This is a genomic window from Gardnerella sp. Marseille-Q9691 (assembly GCF_046507715.1).
Taxonomy (GTDB): Bacteria; Actinomycetota; Actinomycetes; order Actinomycetales; family Bifidobacteriaceae; genus Bifidobacterium; species Bifidobacterium greenwoodii.
Window position 1 is genome coordinate 553620 of record NZ_JBKFXI010000001.1, and the last position, 23218, is coordinate 576837.

General features: G+C 43.7%; 18 protein-coding genes and 1 tRNA gene. 5 read left to right on the forward strand and 14 right to left on the reverse strand.

All coding sequences use genetic code 11. The annotated features are described in order from the left end of the window. Positions 1 to 2: 2 nt before the first annotated feature. From metE to leuS, 11 genes are all read right to left on the reverse strand, one after another. A complete protein-coding gene (gene metE, locus ACLD6A_RS02230) occupies positions 3 to 2345 on the reverse strand; it encodes a 5-methyltetrahydropteroyltriglutamate--homocysteine S-methyltransferase (RefSeq protein WP_410313460.1) in 2343 nt (780 codons plus the stop codon). 209 nt (positions 2346 to 2554) lie between these two features. Next, a complete protein-coding gene (locus ACLD6A_RS02235) occupies positions 2555 to 3112 on the reverse strand; it encodes a SixA phosphatase family protein (protein ID WP_410313461.1) in 558 nt (185 codons plus the stop codon). 9 nt (positions 3113 to 3121) lie between these two features. Then, a complete protein-coding gene (locus ACLD6A_RS02240) occupies positions 3122 to 4258 on the reverse strand; it encodes a tRNA (adenine-N1)-methyltransferase (protein WP_410313462.1) in 1137 nt (378 codons plus the stop codon). Positions 4259 to 4328: 70 nt separating this feature from the next. Further along, on the reverse strand, positions 4329 to 5372 hold the full coding sequence (gene tsaD, locus ACLD6A_RS02245) for a tRNA (adenosine(37)-N6)-threonylcarbamoyltransferase complex transferase subunit TsaD (RefSeq protein WP_410313463.1): 1044 nt from the start codon (positions 5370 to 5372) through the stop codon (positions 4329 to 4331). Position 5373: 1 nt separating this feature from the next. Continuing rightward, positions 5374 to 5922: a ribosomal protein S18-alanine N-acetyltransferase gene (gene rimI / locus ACLD6A_RS02250; protein WP_410313464.1), complete on the reverse strand. Its 549-nt coding sequence runs from the start codon at positions 5920 to 5922 to the stop codon at positions 5374 to 5376. Between the two features lie 25 nt (positions 5923 to 5947). Then, the gene (gene tsaB / locus ACLD6A_RS02255; RefSeq protein ID WP_410313465.1) at positions 5948 to 6775 is read right to left on the reverse strand and encodes a tRNA (adenosine(37)-N6)-threonylcarbamoyltransferase complex dimerization subunit type 1 TsaB; all 828 of its coding nucleotides are present in this window, start codon (positions 6773 to 6775) and stop codon (positions 5948 to 5950) included. 113 nt (positions 6776 to 6888) lie between these two features. Continuing rightward, positions 6889 to 7461, reverse strand: coding sequence for a tRNA (adenosine(37)-N6)-threonylcarbamoyltransferase complex ATPase subunit type 1 TsaE (tsaE, locus tag ACLD6A_RS02260; RefSeq protein ID WP_004127080.1), 573 nt, complete (start codon positions 7459 to 7461; stop codon positions 6889 to 6891). Positions 7462 to 7545: 84 nt separating this feature from the next. Further along, a complete protein-coding gene (gene holA / locus ACLD6A_RS02265) occupies positions 7546 to 8544 on the reverse strand; it encodes a DNA polymerase III subunit delta (RefSeq protein WP_004137454.1) in 999 nt (332 codons plus the stop codon). Between the two features lie 68 nt (positions 8545 to 8612). Further along, complete coding sequence (locus ACLD6A_RS02270; protein WP_410313466.1) at positions 8613 to 10295, reverse strand: ComEC/Rec2 family competence protein; 1683 nt, start codon at positions 10293 to 10295, stop codon at positions 8613 to 8615. 7 nt (positions 10296 to 10302) lie between these two features. After that, a complete protein-coding gene (locus tag ACLD6A_RS02275) occupies positions 10303 to 11052 on the reverse strand; it encodes a ComEA family DNA-binding protein (protein WP_410313467.1) in 750 nt (249 codons plus the stop codon). Positions 11053 to 11215: 163 nt separating this feature from the next. Then, entirely contained in the window at positions 11216 to 14200 is a 2985-nt protein-coding gene (gene leuS / locus ACLD6A_RS02280; RefSeq protein ID WP_410313468.1) for a leucine--tRNA ligase, read from the reverse strand. Between the two features lie 240 nt (positions 14201 to 14440). Here leuS and ACLD6A_RS02285 point away from each other — a divergent pair, with 240 nt between their 5' ends. From ACLD6A_RS02285 to ACLD6A_RS02295, 3 genes are all read left to right on the forward strand, one after another. After that, positions 14441 to 14896 carry a hypothetical protein gene (locus ACLD6A_RS02285; protein WP_410313469.1) on the forward strand — a complete coding sequence of 152 codons (456 nt, stop codon included), beginning with the start codon at positions 14441 to 14443 and terminating at the stop codon, positions 14894 to 14896. A gap of 104 nt (positions 14897 to 15000) precedes the next feature. Then, positions 15001 to 15807 carry a fructosamine kinase family protein gene (locus ACLD6A_RS02290; protein ID WP_410313470.1) on the forward strand — a complete coding sequence of 269 codons (807 nt, stop codon included), beginning with the start codon at positions 15001 to 15003 and terminating at the stop codon, positions 15805 to 15807. 65 nt (positions 15808 to 15872) lie between these two features. Then, entirely contained in the window at positions 15873 to 17684 is a 1812-nt protein-coding gene (locus ACLD6A_RS02295) for a hypothetical protein (RefSeq protein ID WP_410313471.1), read from the forward strand. 7 nt (positions 17685 to 17691) lie between these two features. Here the strand turns inward: ACLD6A_RS02295 and ACLD6A_RS02300 are convergent, their stop codons facing one another. Both ACLD6A_RS02300 and ACLD6A_RS02305 read right to left on the reverse strand, forming a co-directional pair. Further along, a complete protein-coding gene (locus ACLD6A_RS02300) occupies positions 17692 to 19503 on the reverse strand; it encodes an AMP-dependent synthetase/ligase (protein WP_410313472.1) in 1812 nt (603 codons plus the stop codon). A 133-nt stretch (positions 19504 to 19636) separates the two neighbouring features. After that, positions 19637 to 20251, reverse strand: coding sequence for a M23 family metallopeptidase (locus tag ACLD6A_RS02305; protein ID WP_375169402.1), 615 nt, complete (start codon positions 20249 to 20251; stop codon positions 19637 to 19639). A 203-nt stretch (positions 20252 to 20454) separates the two neighbouring features. Here ACLD6A_RS02305 and ACLD6A_RS02310 point away from each other — a divergent pair. Then, a tRNA-Asn gene (locus ACLD6A_RS02310) sits at positions 20455 to 20530 on the forward strand. 209 nt (positions 20531 to 20739) lie between these two features. Next, entirely contained in the window at positions 20740 to 21642 is a 903-nt protein-coding gene (locus tag ACLD6A_RS02315) for an ATPase (protein ID WP_410313473.1), read from the forward strand. Between the two features lie 72 nt (positions 21643 to 21714). On the opposite strand, the gene ACLD6A_RS02320 is transcribed toward ACLD6A_RS02315, so the two are convergent. Beyond that, a complete protein-coding gene (locus ACLD6A_RS02320; RefSeq protein WP_410313474.1) occupies positions 21715 to 23208 on the reverse strand; it encodes an amino acid permease in 1494 nt (497 codons plus the stop codon). Positions 23209 to 23218 lie beyond the last annotated feature (10 nt).

Below are 23218 nucleotides of genomic sequence, written 5' to 3' on the forward strand. Positions count from 1 at the left end.
ACTCACCCCCTGCTCGGCTGATCGATTAGCTTGTTATCTTGCAACTCTTCCCTAACCTCTTTAGCTGCAGCAACAAGATTCTCCAAGCTTGGCCAAGTTTCAGCGTCGCCACGCGTTTTAAGACCGCAATCCGGGTTAATCCAAAGCTTCTCAGCAGGCATCTTGCGCAAAATCTCGTGAATACGCTCCACAAGCTCAGCCTTACCAGGAACACGCGGAGAATGAATGTCGTAAACGCCAGGGCCAGCCTCAGTCTCAAAATGCGCGTCGTGAATAGCGTCAAGCACAACCAAGTCGCCGCGAGAAGCCTCGAAAGAAATCACATCCGCATCCATAGCATCAATGTCGCGAATAATGTCATTAAACTCCGAATAGCACATATGCGTGTGAATTTGCGTAGTCGCAGCAACTGCAGAATGAACCAAGCGGAAAGCAGCAATCGCCCAATCCAAATACTTCTTATGCCAATCAGAGCGGCGAAGCGGCAACTTTTCACGCAAAGCAGCCTCATCAATCTGAATCACACGAATACCAGCGCGCTCCAAATCCAACACTTCATCGCGAATAGCAAGAGCCAACTGCTGAGTCTGCTGCTCGTGAGTAATATCCTCGCGAGGCCAAGACCAGTTAAGAATCGTCACAGGGCCAGTAAGCATGCCCTTAACAACGCGATTCGTGCAGCTTTGAGCGTAAGCGCTCCATTCAACAGTAATAGCAGACTCGCGAGAAACATCCGACCACACGATTGGAGGCTTCACGCAGCGCGTACCATAAGACTGCACCCAAGCGTTCTTCGTAAACTTAAAGCCGCGCAAATGCTGGCCGAAATATTCAACCATGTCGTTGCGCTCAAACTCGCCGTGAACAAGCACATCCAAGCCAATCTGCTCCTGATGCTCAATGCACTTGGCAATGCGATCGCGCATAAACTCGTCGTAAGCTTCGCGCGAAATCTCACCCTTACGAAGAGCGGCACGAGCGTTACGAATATCCTTAGTTTGCGGGAAGGATCCAATAGTAGTAGTTGGCAAATCCGGCAAGCCAAGAGCTTCCTTTTGCAAACGCTGGCGCTCAGCCCTTTCCGGCAGTCGCACAAAATCAGAATCTTTAAGATTCGAAAGACGATTAGCAACAGCAGCATCCGCCTTCACGCGCGAACCGTCGAACAAAGCCTGATTTTTAGCCAAAACGTTACTTGATTTGCGGCTTTCGTCACTTTCTGCAGCAAGATTTGCAATATCGCGAATCTCCTGCAACTTTTCAACAGCAAAAGCAAAATGCTGCAAAACATCCGCGCCCAAAGCATCCTCACCAACAGTGCTAAAAGGCACGTGAAGAAGCGAGCAAGCAGAAGAAACAGCCACGCGATCCGTAACATTCTCACGCAAAGCATCAATAAGCCCAAGGCTCACAGCATAATCGTTACGCCAAATATTACGGCCGTTTACAACGCCTGCAAAAAGCGTAGTATTATCATCCACACCATAACGCTCAATGGCCGCAAGATTCTCATCCTTGCCTTCCACCAAATCAACACCAACACCGTCAAAACCAAGATTATTCACAGTTTCGTAAGCATCAGCAATATTGCCAAAATACGTGTTAAGAAGAATCTTAACTTCCGCGCTCCTAGCCTCAAGCAAAGGCTTATACAAAGCTTCAAAAAGCTCCAAATCGCCATCTTCTTTATCAAGCGCCAAATAAGGCTCATCAAACTGCAGCCAAGTTGCGTGAAGCTCGCCAAAACGCTTAACAATACTCGCATAAGCGTTAGCCAGAGCCGAAATCACAGACTCAGTTACTTCCAACTCCTGAGCTTCAGGAGTACGAGCCAACTTCAAGAATGTGTACGGGCCAATCAACACAGGCTTCGTTTCCAAACCCTGCGCGCGAGCCTCCAAAAACTCGTCAAAAGGCTTAGTTCCAGCCAAATGCAAGCCTTCCGGATTCTCAACTTCCGGCACAATATAATGGTAGTTTGTAGTAAACCACTTCTTCATTGGCAACGCCGTCACATCGCCGCGCTCACCCTGGTAGCCGCGCGCAATAGCAAAAAGCGTATCCTCAGCATGCTCAAAATTCAATTTACGATAACGCTCCGGCACAGCGCCAAGCAAAATAGCCGTATCAAGCATTTGATCATAGTAGCTAAAATCGTTACTTGGGATTAAATCAATTCCAGCTTCCGCCTGCAAACGCCAATGCTTAGCGCGCAAAGACTGAGCAACCTCACGCACTTCATCCAAAGAAGCATCATGCTTCCAATAACGTTCAATAATCTTCTTCAATTCACGATCAGCGCCAATTCGCGGAAAACCAGACACCGAAGTAAAAACCGTAGACATACATCCTCCAAAAAATTTCTTTTCGACTCACATTTACATTTATTTCTTTCGACTCGCTTTAGCCTAGCAAAGAAATGAGCGATTGTGGTCATTAAAGAACTTGGGGTGTCGTTATAAGCTTAATTTATATGCTTAATTGCGTGCGGCAGCACTGATGCTAGTGTTCCTTGAACAACAGGAATCAGCGTCTGCAGAGCACTGGCGCAAAGCTACTCGAAGGATTTGGGCGTGAGGATTGCGAGGGCCGTGGCGCCGCGCAAGCCGCAAGTTGCGAATGGACGATCAGACACAAGCACCACAACCGACGCATTAGCAAGCCCCAAACGCATCGCCCCAAGCACATCCGGATCCGAATCCGGCGAAGAAAGCCATTGCGCAGCCATCGACATCGTTGGCTCATGGCCCACAATCATCGTCGTATGAACATCGCCTCGAATAGCTTGCAACTCGTTCATAACCGATTGCATGCCGCCATCGTAAAGACTTTTGCGCGACTCAACCACAGGCGCATCACCAAAACGCTTCAACATTCGCTTCAAAGTTTGCTCAGTGCGGTTCGCGCTAGAGCACACAATATAATCCGGCACAAGCTTCAAAGACTGCAAGCCCTTCGCCATAATTTTTGCCTGCTTCAAGCCCTTATCTGTAAGTCCACGACCCCAATCATCGCCCATTTGAGGCGCCTCAGCCTTCGCATGACGCATCAGCAACAAAACGTACTTACTATGATGTGCTTTTTTCATAAGCTTTTTCATTGATGATGCCATAATGATCTCCTACTTAGCTTGACTATGCTCTATTTCTTGCGATTGCACAGTTACTTGAGATTGTAAAGCTTGCGAATCTTGCGGCAATTGCGCAAGCTGCACGTCTAAATCGCGCAAAACTTTACGCAATTTACGATCCGAAATATCGCGCAAAGACAAGTCTTCCAACTGCTCCGCGCGCTCTTCTGCTGTCATATCGTCAATATCGCTCACAGTATCTTTAGTACCGTGCTCGCGCTTCTTCAAAGCACTAAAACCTTCAGCCATTGCGCGAGAAACAATCAAAAATCCCGTGTGACCAATCATCGCGTGATCCGGACGAACCGCCAAACCTTGCGCTTTCCAAGTGCGCTCCAAGGTTTCCTGAATTTCCGGCTCGGTCCACACGCCGCTTTCTCGCAAAGCTTCAGCCATTCGAGACATTTGCGTCGTAGTCGTAACGTACGCAATAAGCACGCCTCCCGGCACAATAACGCGATGAGCTTGCTCGAGGCGATTCCAAGGATCAAGCATGTCTAGCATAATGCGATCCACACTGTGCGCGTCTAAAGTTTTTGCAACCGAATCAAAATCGCCAGTAAGCAAATTCCACCATTCTGGGCGCTTACCGTAGTACAAAGTTGCGTTGGACTCGGCAATGCGCGCAAAATCTGGGCGAAGCTCAATAGTAGTAAGCTTTCCGCACTCCCCAACTGCGTCCAAAAGGCTTAAGCTCATAGCTCCAGAGCCAGCGCCCGACTCCAAAACGCGCATTCCGGAGCGAATATCTCCTAAAGCAATCACTTGCGCAATATCTTTAGGATACATAATTTGCGCGCCTCTAGGCATAGAAAGCACGTAGTCAACCATGCGCGGTCGCATAGCAACATAATCCCAGCCGCCAATAGCGCGCGCGGCTTTCCAAGGTTTGTTGGACGATTTAGAAGGATCAACAATAGTTTGCTGAGCTTCACGCTTCGCACTAACAGTAGTAATTACAACGCCTTCGCTTTGACCAATCACGTCATCGTGACAAATAAGACCGTGCTCAGTTTGCGTAACACCGCCTGAAACAAGTTGTGCAGTAATTCGCTTACCTTTACGATCGGTGAATTGAATCTTTTCACCTACTCGCAACACTCCACTACGCGAATTAACTGACTGCACAAAACACCTCACTTATTTTAGAGCGACTTTTTATAGCAACTTTTTAGCGCAACTTTTATTATTTCTACTATTATAAGCTCACCGTTGTAAGCGGCATAGCAGAATCGATTGCAAAGTCAGGCGCAGAAGGACGAACCCCTGCTTCCACCAAATTCACTCCAAGCATTGCAACCATCGCACCGTTATCCGTACAAAGCTTCAATTCCGGCAAACGCACTTCAATTCCATGCTCCTTGCCGCAAGCCAGCAAATGCTCGCGAAGCTGCGAGTTAGCGGAGAATCCGCCGCCAATCATAAGCGTTTTAGAACCGTACTGCTCGCAACCCATCATAGCTTTGCGTGAAAGAACTTCCGCCACAGAATTAGCCAAAGAAGCACACACGTCATCAACTGGAATTTCAAGCCCTTGAGCCTCACGTGCCTCCACCCAGCGCGCAACAGCAGTTTTTACGCCCGAGAAGCTGAAATCGTACGGATGCTCCTTGCCAGAACGACCTTGCGTTAAGCCTTGCGGCACTTTCAAAGTATCCGGATTGCCAAGCCTTCCATGCCTATCAATATGAGGACCACCCGGGTATGGGAATCCAAGAAGGCGCGCAACTTTGTCGAAGCACTCGCCTGCAGCATCGTCCAAAGTTGTGCCAACAACATCAATGCTTCTAGCAATATCGTTCACGTGAAGAAGCGAAGTGTGACCGCCGGAAACAATTAAAGCAAGCACATCTTCCGGCACATCACCAAATTGCAACTGCGTTACTGCAATATGCCCGATTACGTGGTTAATACCATAAATTGGCTTATTTGCAGCCCAAGCCAAGGCTTTAGCTCCAGAAACTCCCACAGCTAAGCAGCCAGCTAAACCAGGGCCTGCGCTTACTGCAATCGCGTCAACATCGCTTAAATTCATGTTTGCGTCTGCTAAAGCTTTAGAAACAACCGGCACGAAAGCTTCAGCGTGAGCGCGAGAAGCAATTTCTGGAATTACGCCACCGTAGCGCGCATGCTCTTGCATTGAAGATGCCACCACATTTGACACCAGCGTGCGTCCGCGCACAATAGCTGCGGCTGTTTCGTCGCAAGTTGATTCAATTCCTAATACGATTGCTTCGCTCATTTTATTCCTCTGTTACATTATTTTTTGTAGAAAGTTTGTTATTTTCGCTTAAATCAGCGCACATTGTGTACGCATCCACGCCTTCCGGCTGATAGTATCTTTTTCGCAAACCCATTTTCGTAAAACCAAAGCGATTATACAGCGCGAGCGCAGGAACATTGTCAACTCGCACTTCCAGCAGCATTCGTTTAGCACCAATTTGTTTTGCTGTTTTAATCATGGTTAATAAAAGCTTAGAGGCTACGCCTTTTCGTTGATATTTTTTCGCAACGCCAATTGTCATTATTTGCGCATCATCGCCGTCAAACCAGTAGCCAGCATACCCACATAACGTATGCGTATTTTCGTCAATTTCTGCATAATACGCGCGCATAGGAGCTTGCAATTCCTGCGAAATCATGCTCTCGTTCCACGAGCCTTTGCCGAACAAGTCGGCTTCAATTGGCGCTATTTTTTGCGCTAACTCATCGCACGTAAAATCGCATTTCGACACTATATTGCAACCTTCGGCTACTGCTGGAAATTTAGAATGCGTTATATCGACAATCATAATTACTCAAATCGTTAAAACGCTTCTATTTTTCTTTTGCCTTATTCGCTTCGCCAGATCCCAGCACATGCTTAAGCGGATTTGGCACAGACACGTCCGGACGGCGCAAATAAAGCGGTTCAACAGCTTTTACGTGCTCGTCTTTATTTACACATTCCAAAGAACACTGCTCGAAAATTTGCAAGCCTTGCACACCCAAATCAAGCGCGCAAACTTCTGCAATAACGCCAACATGCGCAATATTTCGCCAATCTTCAACGTATTTTTTAGCACCATGCCCGAGCACATCAACGCAATAATTTTCGTTAGTTTCGCTTGCTAAATACTCGTTTACACGAGACACAACATTTTGCGGATAGTCAATATCCATATTGATTAAAGCATTTCCTTCATCGTCATACAAAGACATGTACACTTGACGACGACGAGCATCGTTTAGCGAAAGTACGAAGTGGCGAATATTAGAATTGCAAGAATCGCAAGAATCAGCCATATTTAGTAGCAAATCATTTTCTATGCTGCCATTTTTGCGAGCTTCTTCAAACGCTCCAGAGCGCATCATCAAACTTTGAGGAAGAAGACTATCACACCCCAAAATTTCAGCATTATTGGCGAACGCGATTGCTTTCGCAGCAACTAATCCTGCGCGAAGACCAGTAAAAGGAGCAGGACCTACTCCCACAACCACACGATCAATATCCGAAGCCTTAATCCCCGCATTTTCCACAACTTTCGCAATATTTACTTGCAAACGCTCCACGTGAGTGCGAGAGTCGGTTTCAACAATCGGCTCATTTCCCACAATTCCAACAGTAGAACCAAATGATGTGTCAATAATCAGCGTATTACTCATGTTTATTCCTCTAAGTCATGTACCTGACTAGCTTACTCGCTTACCACAACTTGCTTTATTTATTGCGATATTTACTGTAATATTTTCTGCTATATTTTCCGCGTATTTCTTAATTACAATTTTGCAAGTCGATTAAGCCAATCCTTGCCAACAGCTTTTAAAGTTACGATTCGCTCACCATCGCTAGTAAAGTCGTCAACTTGTGAAGAATCAATAGGCCTTGCAATATGAACTTCTAAGCGCTCACTTGCCAGCACTCCAGCCATTTGCTCACCCCACTCCATAAGCACAACAGTGCCATCTCCCGGCTCTTCCAAAGCTTCATCAAGACCCAAAGATTCAAGCTCGTCAAGCAAACGCGAAACAGTATCTTGACCCGGAGCGAAATTCTCACCACCCAAACGGTAAGCGTCAACGTGAATTAGCGTCGCCGGCTTACCATCCGCAAAAGTGCCGTGCAATTCGCGCGCAATCGTAAAAGTTGGAGACACAATCGGCTCACTAATTGAAAGACCCGCGCCAAAACCTTGAGCGAACGTTGTTTTACCAGCCCCAAGAGGACCAGAAAGAAGCAAAACGTCTCCTTCTTTAACCAGTTTTGCCACAGATTTACCAAGTTCGCGCATATTAGTATCCGTAGGCACAGTACGAACTTTTTGCTGTTCTAACACCGTTTCTTCTTTCATACTTAACACAATCTTTCACACAATATTTTTAATTTACGATTTTTAATTTAAGATTTCTAATTTACGCTTTTTAATTTACGCTTTTTAATTTCCTTTAGACGAAATTATCATAATGCACTTTTCAAGCGCATAATTAGCATCGCTAGATCCGCCTTTGCACTGCTCATCCGCCCAGGCTAAAGCTTGTAAACTTTTAGAAACTCCAGCACTACTCCAGCCTGCAAGCTGACGCATTGCCATTTTAAGCGCCCACGGATTTGCTTTCGCTTCCGCACTAGAAATCGTGCCGTTACGAACTGCCATTGCAAGCGCAATTAAACGAACTTTTGAAGCCAAAGCGCCGATTAACGCTATAGGGTCAACTCCTTGCGCAACTGCAGTTCTTGCAGAAAGCACCGCAGAGCCTAAGTGACCTGTAACAGCCTTGTCTGCCACAAAAAAGCCGGTAACTTGCGGATCTGCAATAAGATAGCGGTCAACAATATTAAGAGTTATTGGATTATCGTCATAGTCGAAGCATAATTGCGAGCACAATGCTGCAAGCTCGCCTGTTTTTCCACCCAAAACCGCCACAAGTCGTTGCGCAGCTTGCGGTTCAACGCTTCGATTGTGACGATCAAATATGCTCATAACAAAGTTGAGTTTTGCATCGTCTTTTTTAAGATCCGGCACTGTGATTGTTTGAGCACCAGCTTTTGTAAGACGCGTAACAATAGATTTTCCTTTAAGACCACCTTCATGGCGAGCAATAACCCAGCTTAAAGAAGATTCGTCAAAATTATTTTCGTTATTTTGCGCTTGTTGGCAGAATTTTTCAATCGCTTCTACTAAAGACTCATCCGCACTTTGCAAATCGTTAATAATAACTATTGTTCCGTCGCCAAAAAGCGAAGGACCAACAGCTTCGTCAAACGCGTACTTATCTGCGGATGAAGCATCAAGCTCAATAATTTCAGCATCCGGAGCATTCTTCTGTATTTTTTCTCGCAAAGTTCTAGCATTAAGATTGTTTAAGTAATCATCCCCGCCAACTACAAGAGTCACCGGCATAATACGTTGTGCGCGATTATTACTTGCTGCCATAATGCTCCTTAAACAAACTAACTTTAACCATCATAATATTCCTCTCGAATATGCGCGCGTATTTAGCGCTACTCGAAGATTTGCGCGGCTTCACTTATGGTTCGCTTTACAGAAGATGCCCATAATTGTCCGATTATGCTTATGCGCTGAACGCAATAACGATTGTTAAAACTGCGAAAAACAAGCATAAAAACAGCAAATATCGCAACTTCTGCACATGCCATCATCCACGCTCCAGCAGCACCCTTCATCCAAGGAAACACGCCAAAAGATACTTCATCACACCAATACGCACACTTTTCCATAAAACTTGTTCCAATTGATGAAACTCTCGCAAAAACAAGCGATGCCCCAGCATTAAAACTCGCGCAAGCAAGCGAAATTAAGCCGAATACTGTTGCCCAATCCATAAAAGGCGCAATTATTAGATTTGCTGGCACAGACATAAAAGAAACTTCCGGCTGCATAAGAATTTGCACTGGCATCGTCCACAATTGTGCAGCCAAAGTTATTGCGAGCGCCGAAGCGATAAAATGCGGCACATATTGCGAAAATGTTTTAGACATTGGCACTCCCATAACAACAATTCCCAAAGTTGCTGCAGAAGAAAGCGCAAAAGCATAGTCCCAAGCGTACGAAGGGTTTACTAGTAACACTCCAATAACAGTCCAACTTAGCGCGCTTGCCGACTGGTATGGTCGCTTGCAGCACCACGCAACCGCGGATATTATTCCCATAATCAGCGCCCTAAGTACAGATGCTGAAGGGTAAACTATTGCGGCTAAAGAAATCTGCAACGCAATTTGTATTGAAGAAGTAGCCCAACGCGGAAGTAGTAAATATGAGCAGCATCTGTAAATAATCATGCTAAGTAGCAAAAAGTGGCCTCCTGAAACAGCCATAACGTGCATAATTCCAGCATGCTGAAAATGCTGACGTGTCATAGTTGAATAAGTTGCGTCTATTGGATTTAGCGAATTTGTTGCTTCCGTTGGCACATACTCTTGCCCCAACATTCCAATAGTTACTCCCGGAACCAACATTCTTCCTTGAGTATCAAGGTTATTTGTTACTTCATAAAATGATTTCCACAAGCTACTAGCAGAGTTTTGCCAAAAGTTTGAGCCTTGTATAATCTGCACGTTTTGCTGCGTTTTTTGCACATGCAATTCAGGCTTATTGTCAAAACGCGAAGATTTTAAGCTAACAGGCACTCTAATACGCATACCGTAACTAATATTCCTACAAACTGGATTGTATGCGTAGAGCCTAGCATTAACGTAACTTTGAGTGTTTGCAAATTTGTAGACGCGCACATTAGCTTGACAATCTCCATTAAAACTTTTCGACGCTCTAAAAGGAGTCAACACTCTAACTTCCGCCTCTGCAATACGAGTATTCAAAGTAGATTTATAGTTAGAATAATGAATTTTAGTAAGGTTTTCTGCACGTATTTCTTGCATAATAACGTCTTTTGAAAGCACACATTGACCAAAGTATGAAATCATGCATGCCGCTAAAGAAACGTACGCTACTGTTTGAATAGTTCTGCTCCAATCATTGCATTTACGACGCAGAAAAAATGCTACTAGAAAAGCGAAGGAAAATCCTATTATTGCAACTATTCCTGCGTGGATTACTCGCATTTGGCTCAACCATTTTCCTATTAGGCATCCAGCCCAGTAAGCTGTAGCAACAGGAATCATTCTAAAATCTCGACTTCCAGAAACGTTTTCTACTTTTTCTCGCATAATTCACCTATTTAACTTCAACATTTCCGCGGAATTTATTCAAAGTTTTAGGACCAATGCCCTTTATTTGCAGCAAATCTTCCAAACTGTTAAAACCGCCAACTCGTTTTCTATGAGCAATAATGCGCGCAGCTGTTTTTGGGCCGATTCCTTTTAAGCTTTGCAGTTGATCCACTGTTGCAGTGTTAATATTTATGCGAAAAGTATCACTCTTATTAGAAGCAGATTTGCTTTTTCTACTTTTCCTACTTTTTCCGCTTTGACTGTTTCGACCGTTTTCAGATCTTTCGCTACTTTCTATACTTTCACTACTTTCGTCACTTTCACTACTTTCGATACCGTAGTCAGATTCACCATTTTTGTTATTTTTCTTAGAATTACTATCTTCTAAATCGTCAAAAGAACGCTTTGAATAATCCGCATTGTCTTCTATTTTTTGCAATGATTCAGACTTACTATTTTGCACGCGCTGATACGTTAACGACTGCGAAATAAGCATGGTAAGACTCGCACACAATGCAACGACCAGCACGAACATAATTGCCAAAGTATGAACAGGTTTCATATGAAAGCTTGCGGAAGATTTGTTGCTTTTTAGCGCGGAGTTAAAAGAATTAAAGTTATTTTTAATATTATTTTCGATATTATTTTCGCTAAAAGCGTCGTTAGAAAATTCAGACAAAGACGAAGCGATTCGCCTATGCGGCAAGTAAGTTTTAGGCTCAGGAACCTTGCTCCCCGGCTCGTAGTATTCCATGGCATCCCCCAATTAACGCAATTCTTGCTAATACTATTGAACAAATAGCAAGTATGCGCAAGAAAAATACGCGCCTGTGGTTAAAACCTTTAACACCGAAAAAAAAATGCTGTAAAGCGCGAAAGCAGGCCGTCGCGCAATACAGCATTAATTAAGCCGAATCTTACCTCTCGTCAGGCACAATAGACACAATCTTCGGAGCCTTAACAATCACCTTGCGCGGAGCCTTACCACCCAAGCGATCAGCTACAGCTTCCAAAGCGAGCTTTTCAAGCTCAGAAGCGTCAATATTTGGATCAACTTCAAGCTTTGCTCGAACCTTGCCCTTGATTTGCACAACGGCAGTAACAGTATCCTCACCAACGTAGCGAGAATCCGCAACAGGCCAATCTGCGTGAGCAATAGACTTGTTATGCCCAAGCTTGCTCCACATTTCTTCGCAAATATGCGGCGCAATTGGAGCCAGCATAAGAATTAGTGGCTCAACAGCTGCTCGTGGCACGTGAGGAAGCGAAGTCAAGTGGTTGTTCAACACAATCAGCTTAGCGATTGCAGTATTTGGACGCATTGCTTCCATTTCCACAGTCACTTCTGCAATTGTATTGTTAAGAAGCTTCAGCGTTTTATCGTCCAAAGCGTCGTCTGTTACAACACAAGCACCGGTTTCTTCGTTTACTACGTTACGCCACAAACGCTGAAGGAAGCGCATACCGCCAACAACGTTACGCGTGTTCCAAGGGCGAGACTCAGAAAGCGGACCCATGCTCATTTCGTACAAGCGGAACGTATCTGCACCGTAGTTTTCGTACATGTAGTCCGGGGTCACAATATTCTTCAAGCTCTTGCCCATTTTACCGAACTCACGGTTCACACTTTCGCCGTGCCATGTAAACGTTGGTTCACCAGCGCCGTTTGAAGCGCCTTCTTCAACCTCGTCGGCAGGAACGTACTGTCCGCGCTCATCCGTGTATGCGTAAGCTTGAATCATACCCTGGTTAAACAGGCGGTGGAATGGCTCAGCAGAATCCACATAACCCAAGTCGTAAAGCGCTTTATGCCAGAACCTGGAGTAAAGCAAGTGCAAAACTGCGTGCTCTACGCCACCAACGTAAAGGTCAACGCCGCCAGAAACATGCTCTTTGCCCGGACGGTTCGTTCCCATCCAGTAGTCGTATTCGTCGCTGTCAACCATGTGCTCAGCGTCGTTTGGATCCAAGTAGCGCATGTAGTACCAGCAAGAACCAGCCCAGTTTGGCATAGTGTTGGTGTCACGATAGTAGGTTTTTACGCCGTCGCCAAGGTCGAGCTGAACTTTTACCCAATCATCGTTTCGGCTCAAAGGTGCTTCAGGCTCCGAATTTGCGTCGTCTGGAGCGTAAGTTTTTGGCTGATAGTCTGGAACGTCCGGCAATGCAATCGGAAGCTCACTATCTGGCACTAGGTGAGCTACACCATCCTCGTCGTAAACGATTGGGAATGGCTCACCCCAGTAGCGCTGGCGAGAGAACAGCCAGTCGCGAAGTCGGTAAGAAACCCTACCTTTTCCTACGCCTGCAGCTTCAAGCCACGTCGTCACCTTTTTAATAGCTTCATCCACGCGCAAACCGTTAATAGACAAAGCGTCACCAAGCTTGTGCGTATGCTCTACAGAAGAGTTGATAACAATTCCATCGTGTGAAACGAATGGAGCTTTACCTTCGTAATCAGCTAACTTTTCTTCGGAATCAGGCAAAGGCTCAACAGTGTAGATTACTGGCAAACCGAAGGCTTTTGCAAAATCGTAGTCTCGCTGGTCGCCGCCAGGAACTGCCATAATTGCTCCCGTGCCGTAATCCATAAGCACGTAGTCTGCAGTAAAGAGCGGAAGTTTTGCTCCAGTTACAGGATTGATTGCGTAAAGACCAGTGAACAGGCCGGTTTTAGCGCCCGCATCTTCCGTGCGATCTTTTGCAGTTTTTGCGCGAGCTTGAGCTTGATACTCTGCCAAGCCTTCTTTAAGACTTGCGTAGCCGCCCTTCCAGCTTTCTGGAACGCTAGCCTCCCACTCTTCTGGAACATGCTCAAGAATTGGGTGATCTACGGAAACAACCGCAAATGTTGTGCCAAAAAGTGTGTCTGGACGAGTAGTGTACACTTCCAAATCGCGCGTTTCGCCGTCTGCACATGGCACTTCAAAGTGCACGGATGCACCGTGAGATTCGCCTATCCAGTTTCGCTGCATAAGCTTAACTTTTTCAGGCCAATCAATAGTGTTCAAATCTTCAACCAAACGGTGTCCGTAAGCTGTAATTCGCATGGACCATTGACGAAGGTTGCGCTGGAATACTGGGAAGTTTCCGCGCTCAGACTTACCTTCTGCAGTAACTTCCTCGTTTGCAAGCACAGTTCCCAAACCTGGGCACCAATTTACAGGAGATCTAGAAATATAAGCAATACGGAAGTCGTTCAACACATCCGCTTGCTCTACCTTGTTAAGCTCTTCCCACTTTTTGCCTGCAAATCCTGGGATTTCACGCTTACCGCTCTTAAACTCGTCAACAAGTTCGCAAATTGGTCGAGCAGAACCCTTTCCGCCGTCTTTGCGAACAAAATCAGTGTCATACCAAGCGTCATAAAGCTTGGAGAAAATCCATTGCGTCCAACGCACATAATTCGTGTCAATCGTTGCAAAAGACCTACGATCATCAAAGCTCAAGCCCATGCGATGCAGCTGCCTGCGCATATTGGCAATATTTGCCTCGGTAGTAATGCGCGGATGCTGACCAGTTTGCACAGCATACTGTTCAGCCGGCAAACCAAAAGCGTCGTAACCCATTGCGTGAAGAACATTCTCACCCTTCATGCGGTGGTAGCGGCTTACAACATCCGTTGCCAAGTATCCAAGAGGATGCCCAACGTGCAAGCCTTTACCGGAAGGATACGGGAACATGTCCATTGCAAAGAAAGAAGGACGACCGTCAGCATTCCTGCCTTCGCCATCCTTCAAATTGCCCTTAACATTAGCAGCCCAGAACGTGCCCTGCTCGTCCCAGGTTTTTTGCCAGCGCTGCTCAATATCTTGTGCGAGCTGCGCGTTGTAACGAAAAGCTGGCTCAGCAATAGTAGCTTTATTGTCAGCTGTTGCATACTGTTGATCGTTGTCGTTCATACCCTAGGACTATAGCGTCTTATGCAGTCATTATGCAACACTTTTTACAAGTTTTATTGATATTTTATTGAGAAAATATGTAGTTTTAACGTAAGTTTTCCTAATACGCGCACAAAATTAAGATTTTATGCTTATTTTGCAAAATAAATCATTACAATAGTAAATAAACTTTTTAAGCGAATAAAGATTAGAAAATTAGGTAAAATTCAATAAAACTATAAATATTAAAGAGGTTGTGAATTGAAAGTACAAAAAAATACGTTACTACTTATTGCTTGCTTAGTTTGGGGCGCTGCTGGTTTTAATATTCTTAAGATTGGCTTGTTGGCTTACCAGAATTATTTGCAACCGCTGAATTACGCTTTGTCTCTAGTTGTTTTTGCAATATTCCAATTCCTGATTTTTGGAAAACTCGTTAAAAAACATACTCAAAGAATCATCGCATACAAAGAAAAACAATTTTTCCTCAAATTCTTTGACGTTAAATCTTTTATAATCATGGCTTTTATGATGACTTTTGGAATTGTTTTGCGCGCAACCAACATAGCTCCCGAACAGTTTATTGCAGTGTTTTACACCGGTTTGGGTTCTGCACTATTTTTAGCAGGATTGCTTTTTGGCTATCAGTTTGCAAAAACATTCTGCCCTGCATTTAAACACAGCTTGTCTGATTGTGCTAATACTTCAGTAAAATAGTGAGATTGGGAATAATTTAGTTTATTCGTAAAATATTTATTAAGTGTGTAACGATAAGCCGTATATGCATAAGCTGTATATGCTAGTACGTTAAGAAGGCTGCTATGGACAATAATGTGTATAAAAAAAGCAGATTATACGCACCTGAGCGTTTTTTTGAATGCGAAGGCAAGGGTTTGCAATGGTTGCAAGAAGCCCATAAGTTTGGCGGCCCTAGAGTTGCAAAAGTGTTTGATTGGGGAAACGACTACCTTAATATTGAGCGAATTGACACTGCTTCCCCAACTCCTTTAGCTGCTTTTGAGTTCGGTGCAGCTCTTGCACACATGCACGACTATGGTGCGAAATATTTTGGTCAAGCTCCTGCAGATTATGATGGAACATGCTATTTTGGGCCTTTAAGCGACCCTGTTAATATGCCAACTGGCGAGTGGAATAACGTTATTGACTATCTTGCGGATGGGCGTTTGCGCCCTATGGTTGAGCTTGGGATTGCTCGCGGAGAGCTTACTAAAAGCGATTTGGCTCTTACGAACGAAGTTATTGATGCGCTTTACGACTTATTAGGAAAGACTGCGGAAGATAAGCCTGCGCGCGTTCACGGCGACTTGTGGAGCGGAAACGTTTTGTGGACTAAAAGCGAGGATGGAGAGCATACGGAGGCTGTGCTGATTGATCCTGCAGCCCACGGCGGGCATCGCGAAGAAGATTTAGCTATGCTTCACCTGTTTGGAATCAGCTATTTTAAGCAGATTTTGGACGGATACCAGTCTGTACATCCACTTAAGGCAGGTTTTGAGCAGCGCATGATTATTTGGCAGCTCTACCCTATTGCAGGCCACTGCGTATTCTTTGGCGGCGGATACGTAAGCGAGTATCGAGAAATGTGCAGAAGATTATTAAATAGCTGATTTTCAGCAGTAAACAAATAAAACATTTAAAGACTTAATCGTAAAAATTACGAAAGGCCATTAGTATGATTCGTTTGCGTGTAAGCACTTGGAAAAGAATTATAGTTGTGCTAACAGCACTAGTTTCAACACTATTTGTTGTTAGTGCATGCGGCACTACTTCTAAAACTTCTTCCAGTCCTAAAAACGTGCAGCAAACGTATCGCGGAAATGTTGTTATTTTCACCCCTTCAGATGGTTTAGCTTTAACAAGACACAAGCCACTAAGCACATGGGATCATCTTGTTCCAGAAATCGTTAAAGACTTAAAAAATAAGGGTTTTAACGATGATTCTATTACTACAAAAACTTCTTCTAGTCTTTCGCAGCAGAGTCAAGACGTGCAGGATTATGTTGTGAATTTGCTAACACCATTGCATTTAGAAAATCATAACAAAAATAAGCAAAATACTGGCAATTCAAACGAAAAAATTAAGAAGAAGCTGAGTAAAACCACTATTGTTATTGCTCCATGGACTAATAAGAACGGCAATAATAATTATGGGGATTACGCAACTTTACCTACGTCAAACAAAACAGAAGACACAAAAAATAAGCAGGGTCTTTTAGCGGGTAAAAACGATTCTGAAGACACAGACAAAAATATTCTTCTTTCTCAAAAGCGTTTAGCCTCATCTCTTCGACTTGCTCAAAAATCTGGAATGCACGTAGTTATGCTTTCGCGTTCAATTCCAGGATTTAAGCCAGATGTTCTTTTCCACCTTTCTGACGCTAGTAGCATTGGCGAAACTCAAGCAGAAACATTAGTTCAAAAACTTGCTCTCGACCGTGCTACTCGCGAAAATCCGCGCTATATTGAAGTTCTTTTGCCATGCCACAATCAGAAAAATATAAATTTGCACGCAAAAACTAATAGTGGCACAAACGATCAAAACTCAAACGATTCAAACGGTTCAAACGATTCTGACTCAAATAATGCAGATTCTAACAGTGAAAACCAAAATTCTTCCTCAAATAATAATCAAGAATCTCAAAATAGTGGCGAAAATAGTTCAAAAGATAATGCAGATACCAGCTCCTCAACACAGTTAGAAGACGAGTTTGCAAAAGAAGCTTTTGCAGGAATGTGGAAAGTCCTTAGACCATATTTTGCTTCTGGCACTCTGCTTAGCACTTCCGGAAAATTGCATGCAAATAGTAGCGAAAAAGACTGGATTAACGTTGCTTTTGACGCAGATAATTCGGATGCTGTAAAAACTGAGTTGAAGAATCGTATTACTAAAAACGATAATCTTCTAACTCCTTCACCAATGCATGTTGACGGCATTATTGCTCTTGACGATCAAGTTGCTTTGCAAGCTTCGCAAACTTTAAGCGATTTAGGTTACGAAGGAAGCGCTGCAGACATAAATCCTTCGTTTACTTTGCCGAATGTTATTGGAAACTTCATTGGTAAAAGAAATCTTATTAAGCGCCCTGTTCCTTCTCCTAAAAACAGCTCCAATAAGAACGCAAAAGACGCGCAAATTAGCAAGGAACAGTCCGAAGATGCTAACGATGCTGCTAACGCAAAAAAATGGCCTGCAATAACCGGCTACGGAGCATACAAGAATATTATGCCAAATATTGTAAGCGGCAAGCAGTGGATGACAACTATTGAGCATCAGGCACAGATTAGTAAAGATATTACAGAAATGTGCGATTCGTTAAATAGCACCGGAAATCTTTCTACAAAGATTGCAACAAAACAATCGACAATTGAGCCTGGAATTACTGTTCCAACCGTTTACGAACAACTGTTAGCAGTTAGTGCAACGAATTTGAAAGCTCGCCTAATAGACCCGGGTTACATTTCTCTAGCTGATGCAGGATTGTAAAAGTTGCCTAGCGCTTTCGAGGAGCGTAAATAACGCGCTCAATAAGATCGTGGTAGCGCTCAACAACTGCCTGACGTTTAGCTTTTAAGCTTGGCGTAAGCAGGCCGTTATCTTGCGTAAAAGCATCCGGCACTATTTCAAACTTGCGAATAGACTCCGCTCTAGAAACAAGCAAATTAGCTTTAGTAACAGCGCGCTCAACTTCTGCACGCACAATTCCGTTTACGGACGCTTCTTTAAGCGAGCGCACTTTGCACGCTCCTCTGGACGCAAGCCAAGAATTTACTTCCGCCAAATCAAGCGCAATAATCGCCGCAACGAATGGCTTTCTATCTCCAATAACAACAGCTTGAGAAACAATTGGAGAAGACATTAACGAAGCTTCTAACGCGTTTGGAGATAAATTCTTTCCGCCTGCTGTAATAATAAGATCTTTCTTTCTGCCGGTAATATGCACAAAACCGTCATCATCTAAAGAACCAAAGTCACCCGTATGCAACCAGCCGTTTACAATCTGCTGACGAGTAAGTTCCGGATTATTATGATACCCCTTGCATACTGCTGGACTTTTAATACACAGCTCGCCATCGTCCGCAATTGCAACAGACACGCCTTTTACCGGCAAACCAACAGTTCCAATACGGTATCCGGTTGTAGGATTCACCATAGCCGGAGCACAAGTTTCAGTCATTCCGTAGCCTTCAAGCAAAGGCAAACCGATGCCGTTAAAGAAGTGCGCAATCGACATATCTAAAGGAGCGCCGCCAGAAATAGCGTACGAAACAGAACCGCCGAAAACTTGCAAAAGAGGATCGTATACTAATTTTTTGCAAATAGCGCGACTAAGAGCGAGCATTGGCGGAACCATTGCGTTAGACTGCTGAGAATAAGACCATTGACGCGCAACTTTTGCCGCATAAGCAAAAATAAAACCTTTAACTCCCCTGCCAGCTTTTTGCGAAGCAGCGTTATAGATTTTTTCAAAAATACGAGGAACGCCAAGAATAAAAGTCGGCTTAAACGTTTGAAAATCACTCAAAACTGTTTTCAAATTGCTAGTTAAACCAAGCGTAACGTTTCCAGCAAAGCAGAAGAATTGCATAAATCTTGCAAACACGTGAGCAAGAGGCAAAAACAGCATTAAGCGAGGATTACCTTTTAAAGCAATATCTGGCATAGAAATAACGCCTGACTTTGCAATAAAAGCAAAATTACTATGCGTAAGCTCAATGCCTTTAGGCTCGCCTGTTGAACCGGAAGTGTAAACAATTGTTGCTAAATCACTTCCGCAAACAGCATGGACTCGCTCGTAAAACTCCGAATCGGTTATAGTTTTACCGTACTCAATAAAAGCATCAAGCGCTCCACGGTTTATAACATAAACGTCGTGAAGAGTAGGGCAATCATCCTTAACAGCTTCTATTTTTGGAAGCATATCGGCAGACTCAACGAATATTGAGCAAACTTTAGAATCCTCAACAATATGCTGTATTTGAATAGATGAGCTAGTTTCGTAAATTGGCACAGTTAAAGCGCCAATAGACATAATAGCCATGTCAAGAACAGTCCACTGCCATGAAGTATGCGCAATAATCGAAATAGAATCCCCCGGCATAACTCCGCGAGCAATAAAACCTTTAGCAACAGCAACTACCATATCTCGAAATTCTTTAGCAGAATAAGACTTCCACGAGCCTAAAGAATCAACATACTCAATTAACGAATCATTAGCGCAGCGAGAAACTCGATCTTCTAGCAGAGAAAAAATATTAACATCTGTATCAATAGCTTCATCAAGTGGACGAGAATATTCTTGCATATGCGCTCCTGTGTTGCATAATCGATGTTAATCTTTACTATACGCTGTTCACACCCTCAAACTATGGCAATATCTACAATATTGATGCAGATTTTGTTCAGTTTTCTACAAATATGAATATTTATTATGCTATTTAGGCGACTGGTTTAAGAACGATTTTTTTGCGAGCAGTCATACTTGCAGGATTTACGTAAGTGCGATTCTTTCGTTTTAGCCCCCATTGCACGCAGCGATTTGCGCAATGATCCGATCCACCTTCAACATGAGCAAATTTTTGCCCCTGCTTTACAAACACTCCAACAGTGAGATTTGTTACCGCAGGCTCAAAAGTAGAAGTAAGCTCACCATGCCTAATTGTTACAACAGACTTTCTAGCAACTTTACCAACAAAACTAATAACACCATCTGCAGGAGCATAAAGAGGAGTTCCTTTTGAGGCTGCTAAATCCACACCGCGATGCCCAGCCATCCAAGGCTTAGGCGGCGGATTAAAAGCTTTTACAATACGAGGAGGCTTTACAGGCCACTTCATAGCAGATTTGCACGTTTCTTCACTATAAGAACTTTTAGCAAGAGCGCAGCTTTTACAGCATACGCCTAAAGATCTAGAAGCGTAGTATTTAGCAGGATTATTTTGCTGCATTTCGTATTGCGAAAACAGCGCATCTAATAGAATAACTGAGATTATAAAAATTCCCAAGCAGGCAGCTATTCGGCAATATAATTCATAATTTTTGCGAATACACATATATCCCCCATAAATATTTATAAAGCGGCTTTTATAAAAGTTTTGCAGCTAATTTGCCAAAATCATAAGCTTTTAAAGCATTGTGGATAAAACATATGCTTATAATCACTATTTCGACACGCCAAAACACGCCATATTTGCATCTTCAAAAATTCCGTGTAATATAAATGTCTTGTGCGCGGCAGTAAGCCTGCACAAAATATTCCTGCGTAGCTCAGTTGGCAGAGCGTTCGACTGTTAATCGAATGGTCGCTGGTTCAAGCCCAGCCGCAGGAGCCATTAAGCCACTGGAAATCCAGTGGCTTTTTTGTTTTTTAAAACACGAGCATACCTCGCTGCTTGCTAATTAGGCTTAAGTCAAAACCATCAAATATCAACACAATATGTAGCTAACAAAGTGGCTAACTTAAAAGCTTTGTCGTAAAATAGATAGAAATGTGGCATCAAAAGATACTCATTGGGCAATCATTAACAAACAGAGGAAAAAAATGATTCAACACACCTCCGAAAGTGCCGATAAAGGCAAACAGAAGAAGCTAATCATCCTTATTGTAGGTATTGTTGTACTTGCATTAGCTCTTAGCGCACTTGGCGCATTTTGGTACGTAAAGCAAAGTGAGCGCACAAAGGCTGCACGTAAACAGTGCGAAGTTAAAGTTGCCCAAGTTATGAAAGCTAAGAAGACGTGGGACACTTTAGTTGAAAACAGGATTCTTATTAAGCTTTCAGAAGATAAGTCTGAAAATGGCAAAAAGCTTGCAAAAATAATAAAAGAGAAAACTCCTGACGCTGTAAGCTGCACAGCAAACTCTCCAGAAGAGCTTGGAAGCCAAAGCGCTGAGGCTTTGGCAGCTTCTGAATGGTATGCAGTTAAAGCAAAAGAAATTAGATCTTTAGCTGTTGAATTACTAAATAGCGTTGACACAAAATCTGACGACAAAGATAAGAAGGAAGAAAAGAAGGAAGAGAAGAAGGAAATACAGCGAACAACCAGCAATGTGATTAGGCGTGCGAACGTTATTCCTCAAAAGACGAAGCCAGCGCCTAAGAAGGACACTAAGAAGGACCCTAAGAAGGACCCTAAGAAGGACCCTAAAAAGGACCCTAAAAAGCCAGAATGCAAAAAAGGCGATAAAGACTGCGAGTGCGAAGGCAATGTCTGCAAGATAGTAAAGCCAGAATGCAAAGAAGGCGACAAAAACTGCAAGTGCGAAGGCAATGTCTGCAAGATAGTAAAGCCAGAATGCAAAGAAGGCGACAAAAACTGCAAGTGTGAGGGCAATGTCTGCAAGAAAACTGATCCACCAACCCCTCCAACTCCACCAACTCCACCAACTCCACCAACTCCACCAACTCCACCAACTCCACCGGCTTCAACCACAACACATTAATAAAATAGAATTAACATAAAATAAAGCTCCCAACGGATTCGTTGGGAGCTTTATTTGTGCCTTAAATAGTTTTTAAGCTCTTGCCTGATTAGCAGCTTTAATACCGGCTAAATCAACTTCTTCAAGCGGAATAACCTTAGTATGATTCTTAATCTTGTATCCAACGTACAAAATTAAGAACAGTGGCACAGACATGTACGTAATGCCAATGGCCTGCCAGTTAAGAGTTGCAAATGAATGCAAATCCTGGCCAATAATAACAAGAACACACAGAAGGAACGCAACAATCGGACCAAAAGGATACCACTTTGCTCGGTACACTAAATCGTCCAAAGAATGTCCTTGAGCAACATACGCTTTTCGGAAGCGGTAATGCGCTAAAGCAATACCCGCCCAAGCAATAAAGCCTGTTAAACCACTTGCAGCAACCAAGAACATGTATATTTGCGAACCAAAAATACTCATGAAGAACGTGAACAAAGCCACCACAAATGTTGCAATCAAAGCTGGAACTGGAATACCACGGAAGCTTACTTTGCCGAAAACTTTCGGAGCATTACCGTCTTTTGCAAGAGCATAAAGCATTCTAGTAGAAGCGTACATTCCAGAATTTGCTGCAGAAATAACAGAAGTTAAAATAACAGCATTCATAACTGCTGCAGCGGCTGCAAGACCTGCACGCTGGAACACGAGTGTGAATGGGCTTATAGCAATATCAGTTACTTCGGATCCAAGCAAATTCTTGTCGGTGTAAGGAATAATGCATGCAATAACGAAAATTGCGAGGATGTAGAAAAGAAGAATACGCCAGAACACTTGCTTTACAGCCTTTGGAATGCTCTTTTCTGGAGTTGCAGACTCGCCTGCAGTAATACCAATAAGCTCAGTTCCTTGGAACGAGAATCCAGCAATAGCAAACGCACACAACACTGCAGGAACGCCACCGGCAAATGGAGCATCCTTATGCGTAAAGTTTTGCAAGAATGGAGCTTTTCCACCAATAATGCCAACAATTGTAAGCATGCCAACAACTAGGAACACAATAACCGCAACAACTTTCACAATAGAAAGCCAGTATTCTGTTTCGCCGAAGCACTTAACTGTAAGAACGTTAATCAGCAAAATAAGCATAAGAACCGAAAGCGAGAAAATCCATATTGGCACTTTCGGGAACCAGTATTGCAAAACAATTGCTGCAGTACTAACGTCCACAGCCACCGTAATAGCCCAGTTAAACCAATAGTTCCAGCCCATTGCAAAACCTAAAGCAGGATCAACAAAGCGTCCGGAGTACGAAGCAAACGAGCCACTAATTGGCATAAACGTTGCCATTTCGCCAAGAGAAGTCATAAGGAAGTAAACCATTATGCCTATTGCGCCGTAAGCGAACAAAGCGCCGCCAGGACCAGCCATGTGAATTGTTGCACCACTGGCAACAAATAAGCCGGTACCAATACTGCCGCCTAAAGCAATCATGGAAATATGACGTGTTTTCAAAGCACGATGAACATCGTGATTCTGCTGAGAAGTTTGTTCAGCAGTAGATGGTAATGAACTATTACTCATTTTTCCTCCT

What these genes read in the sequence shown, in the direction of transcription:
- ACLD6A_RS02270 (WP_410313466.1), bottom strand. Translation starts at nt 10,295, where the DNA reads ATGCGAGAAAAAGTAGAAAACGTTTCTGGAAGTCGAGATTTTAGAATG.
- tsaE (WP_004127080.1), bottom strand. Translation starts at nt 7,461, where the DNA reads ATGAAAGAAGAAACGGTGTTAGAACAGCAAAAAGTTCGTACTGTGCCT.
- ACLD6A_RS02300 (WP_410313472.1), bottom strand. Translation starts at nt 19,503, where the DNA reads ATGCAAGAATATTCTCGTCCACTTGATGAAGCTATTGATACAGATGTT.
- leuS (WP_410313468.1), bottom strand. Translation starts at nt 14,200, where the DNA reads ATGAACGACAACGATCAACAGTATGCAACAGCTGACAATAAAGCTACT.
- ACLD6A_RS02295 (WP_410313471.1), top strand. Translation starts at nt 15,873, where the DNA reads ATGATTCGTTTGCGTGTAAGCACTTGGAAAAGAATTATAGTTGTGCTA.
- ACLD6A_RS02275 (WP_410313467.1), bottom strand. Translation starts at nt 11,052, where the DNA reads ATGGAATACTACGAGCCGGGGAGCAAGGTTCCTGAGCCTAAAACTTAC.
- rimI (WP_410313464.1), bottom strand. Translation starts at nt 5,922, where the DNA reads ATGATTGTCGATATAACGCATTCTAAATTTCCAGCAGTAGCCGAAGGT.
- ACLD6A_RS02320 (WP_410313474.1), bottom strand. Translation starts at nt 23,208, where the DNA reads ATGAGTAATAGTTCATTACCATCTACTGCTGAACAAACTTCTCAGCAG.
- ACLD6A_RS02315 (WP_410313473.1), top strand. Translation starts at nt 20,740, where the DNA reads ATGATTCAACACACCTCCGAAAGTGCCGATAAAGGCAAACAGAAGAAG.
- tsaB (WP_410313465.1), bottom strand. Translation starts at nt 6,775, where the DNA reads ATGAGTAATACGCTGATTATTGACACATCATTTGGTTCTACTGTTGGA.
- tsaD (WP_410313463.1), bottom strand. Translation starts at nt 5,372, where the DNA reads ATGAGCGAAGCAATCGTATTAGGAATTGAATCAACTTGCGACGAAACA.
- ACLD6A_RS02235 (WP_410313461.1), bottom strand. Translation starts at nt 3,112, where the DNA reads ATGGCATCATCAATGAAAAAGCTTATGAAAAAAGCACATCATAGTAAG.
- ACLD6A_RS02290 (WP_410313470.1), top strand. Translation starts at nt 15,001, where the DNA reads ATGGACAATAATGTGTATAAAAAAAGCAGATTATACGCACCTGAGCGT.
- ACLD6A_RS02305 (WP_375169402.1), bottom strand. Translation starts at nt 20,251, where the DNA reads ATGTGTATTCGCAAAAATTATGAATTATATTGCCGAATAGCTGCCTGC.
- holA (WP_004137454.1), bottom strand. Translation starts at nt 8,544, where the DNA reads ATGGCAGCAAGTAATAATCGCGCACAACGTATTATGCCGGTGACTCTT.
- metE (WP_410313460.1), bottom strand. Translation starts at nt 2,345, where the DNA reads ATGTCTACGGTTTTTACTTCGGTGTCTGGTTTTCCGCGAATTGGCGCT.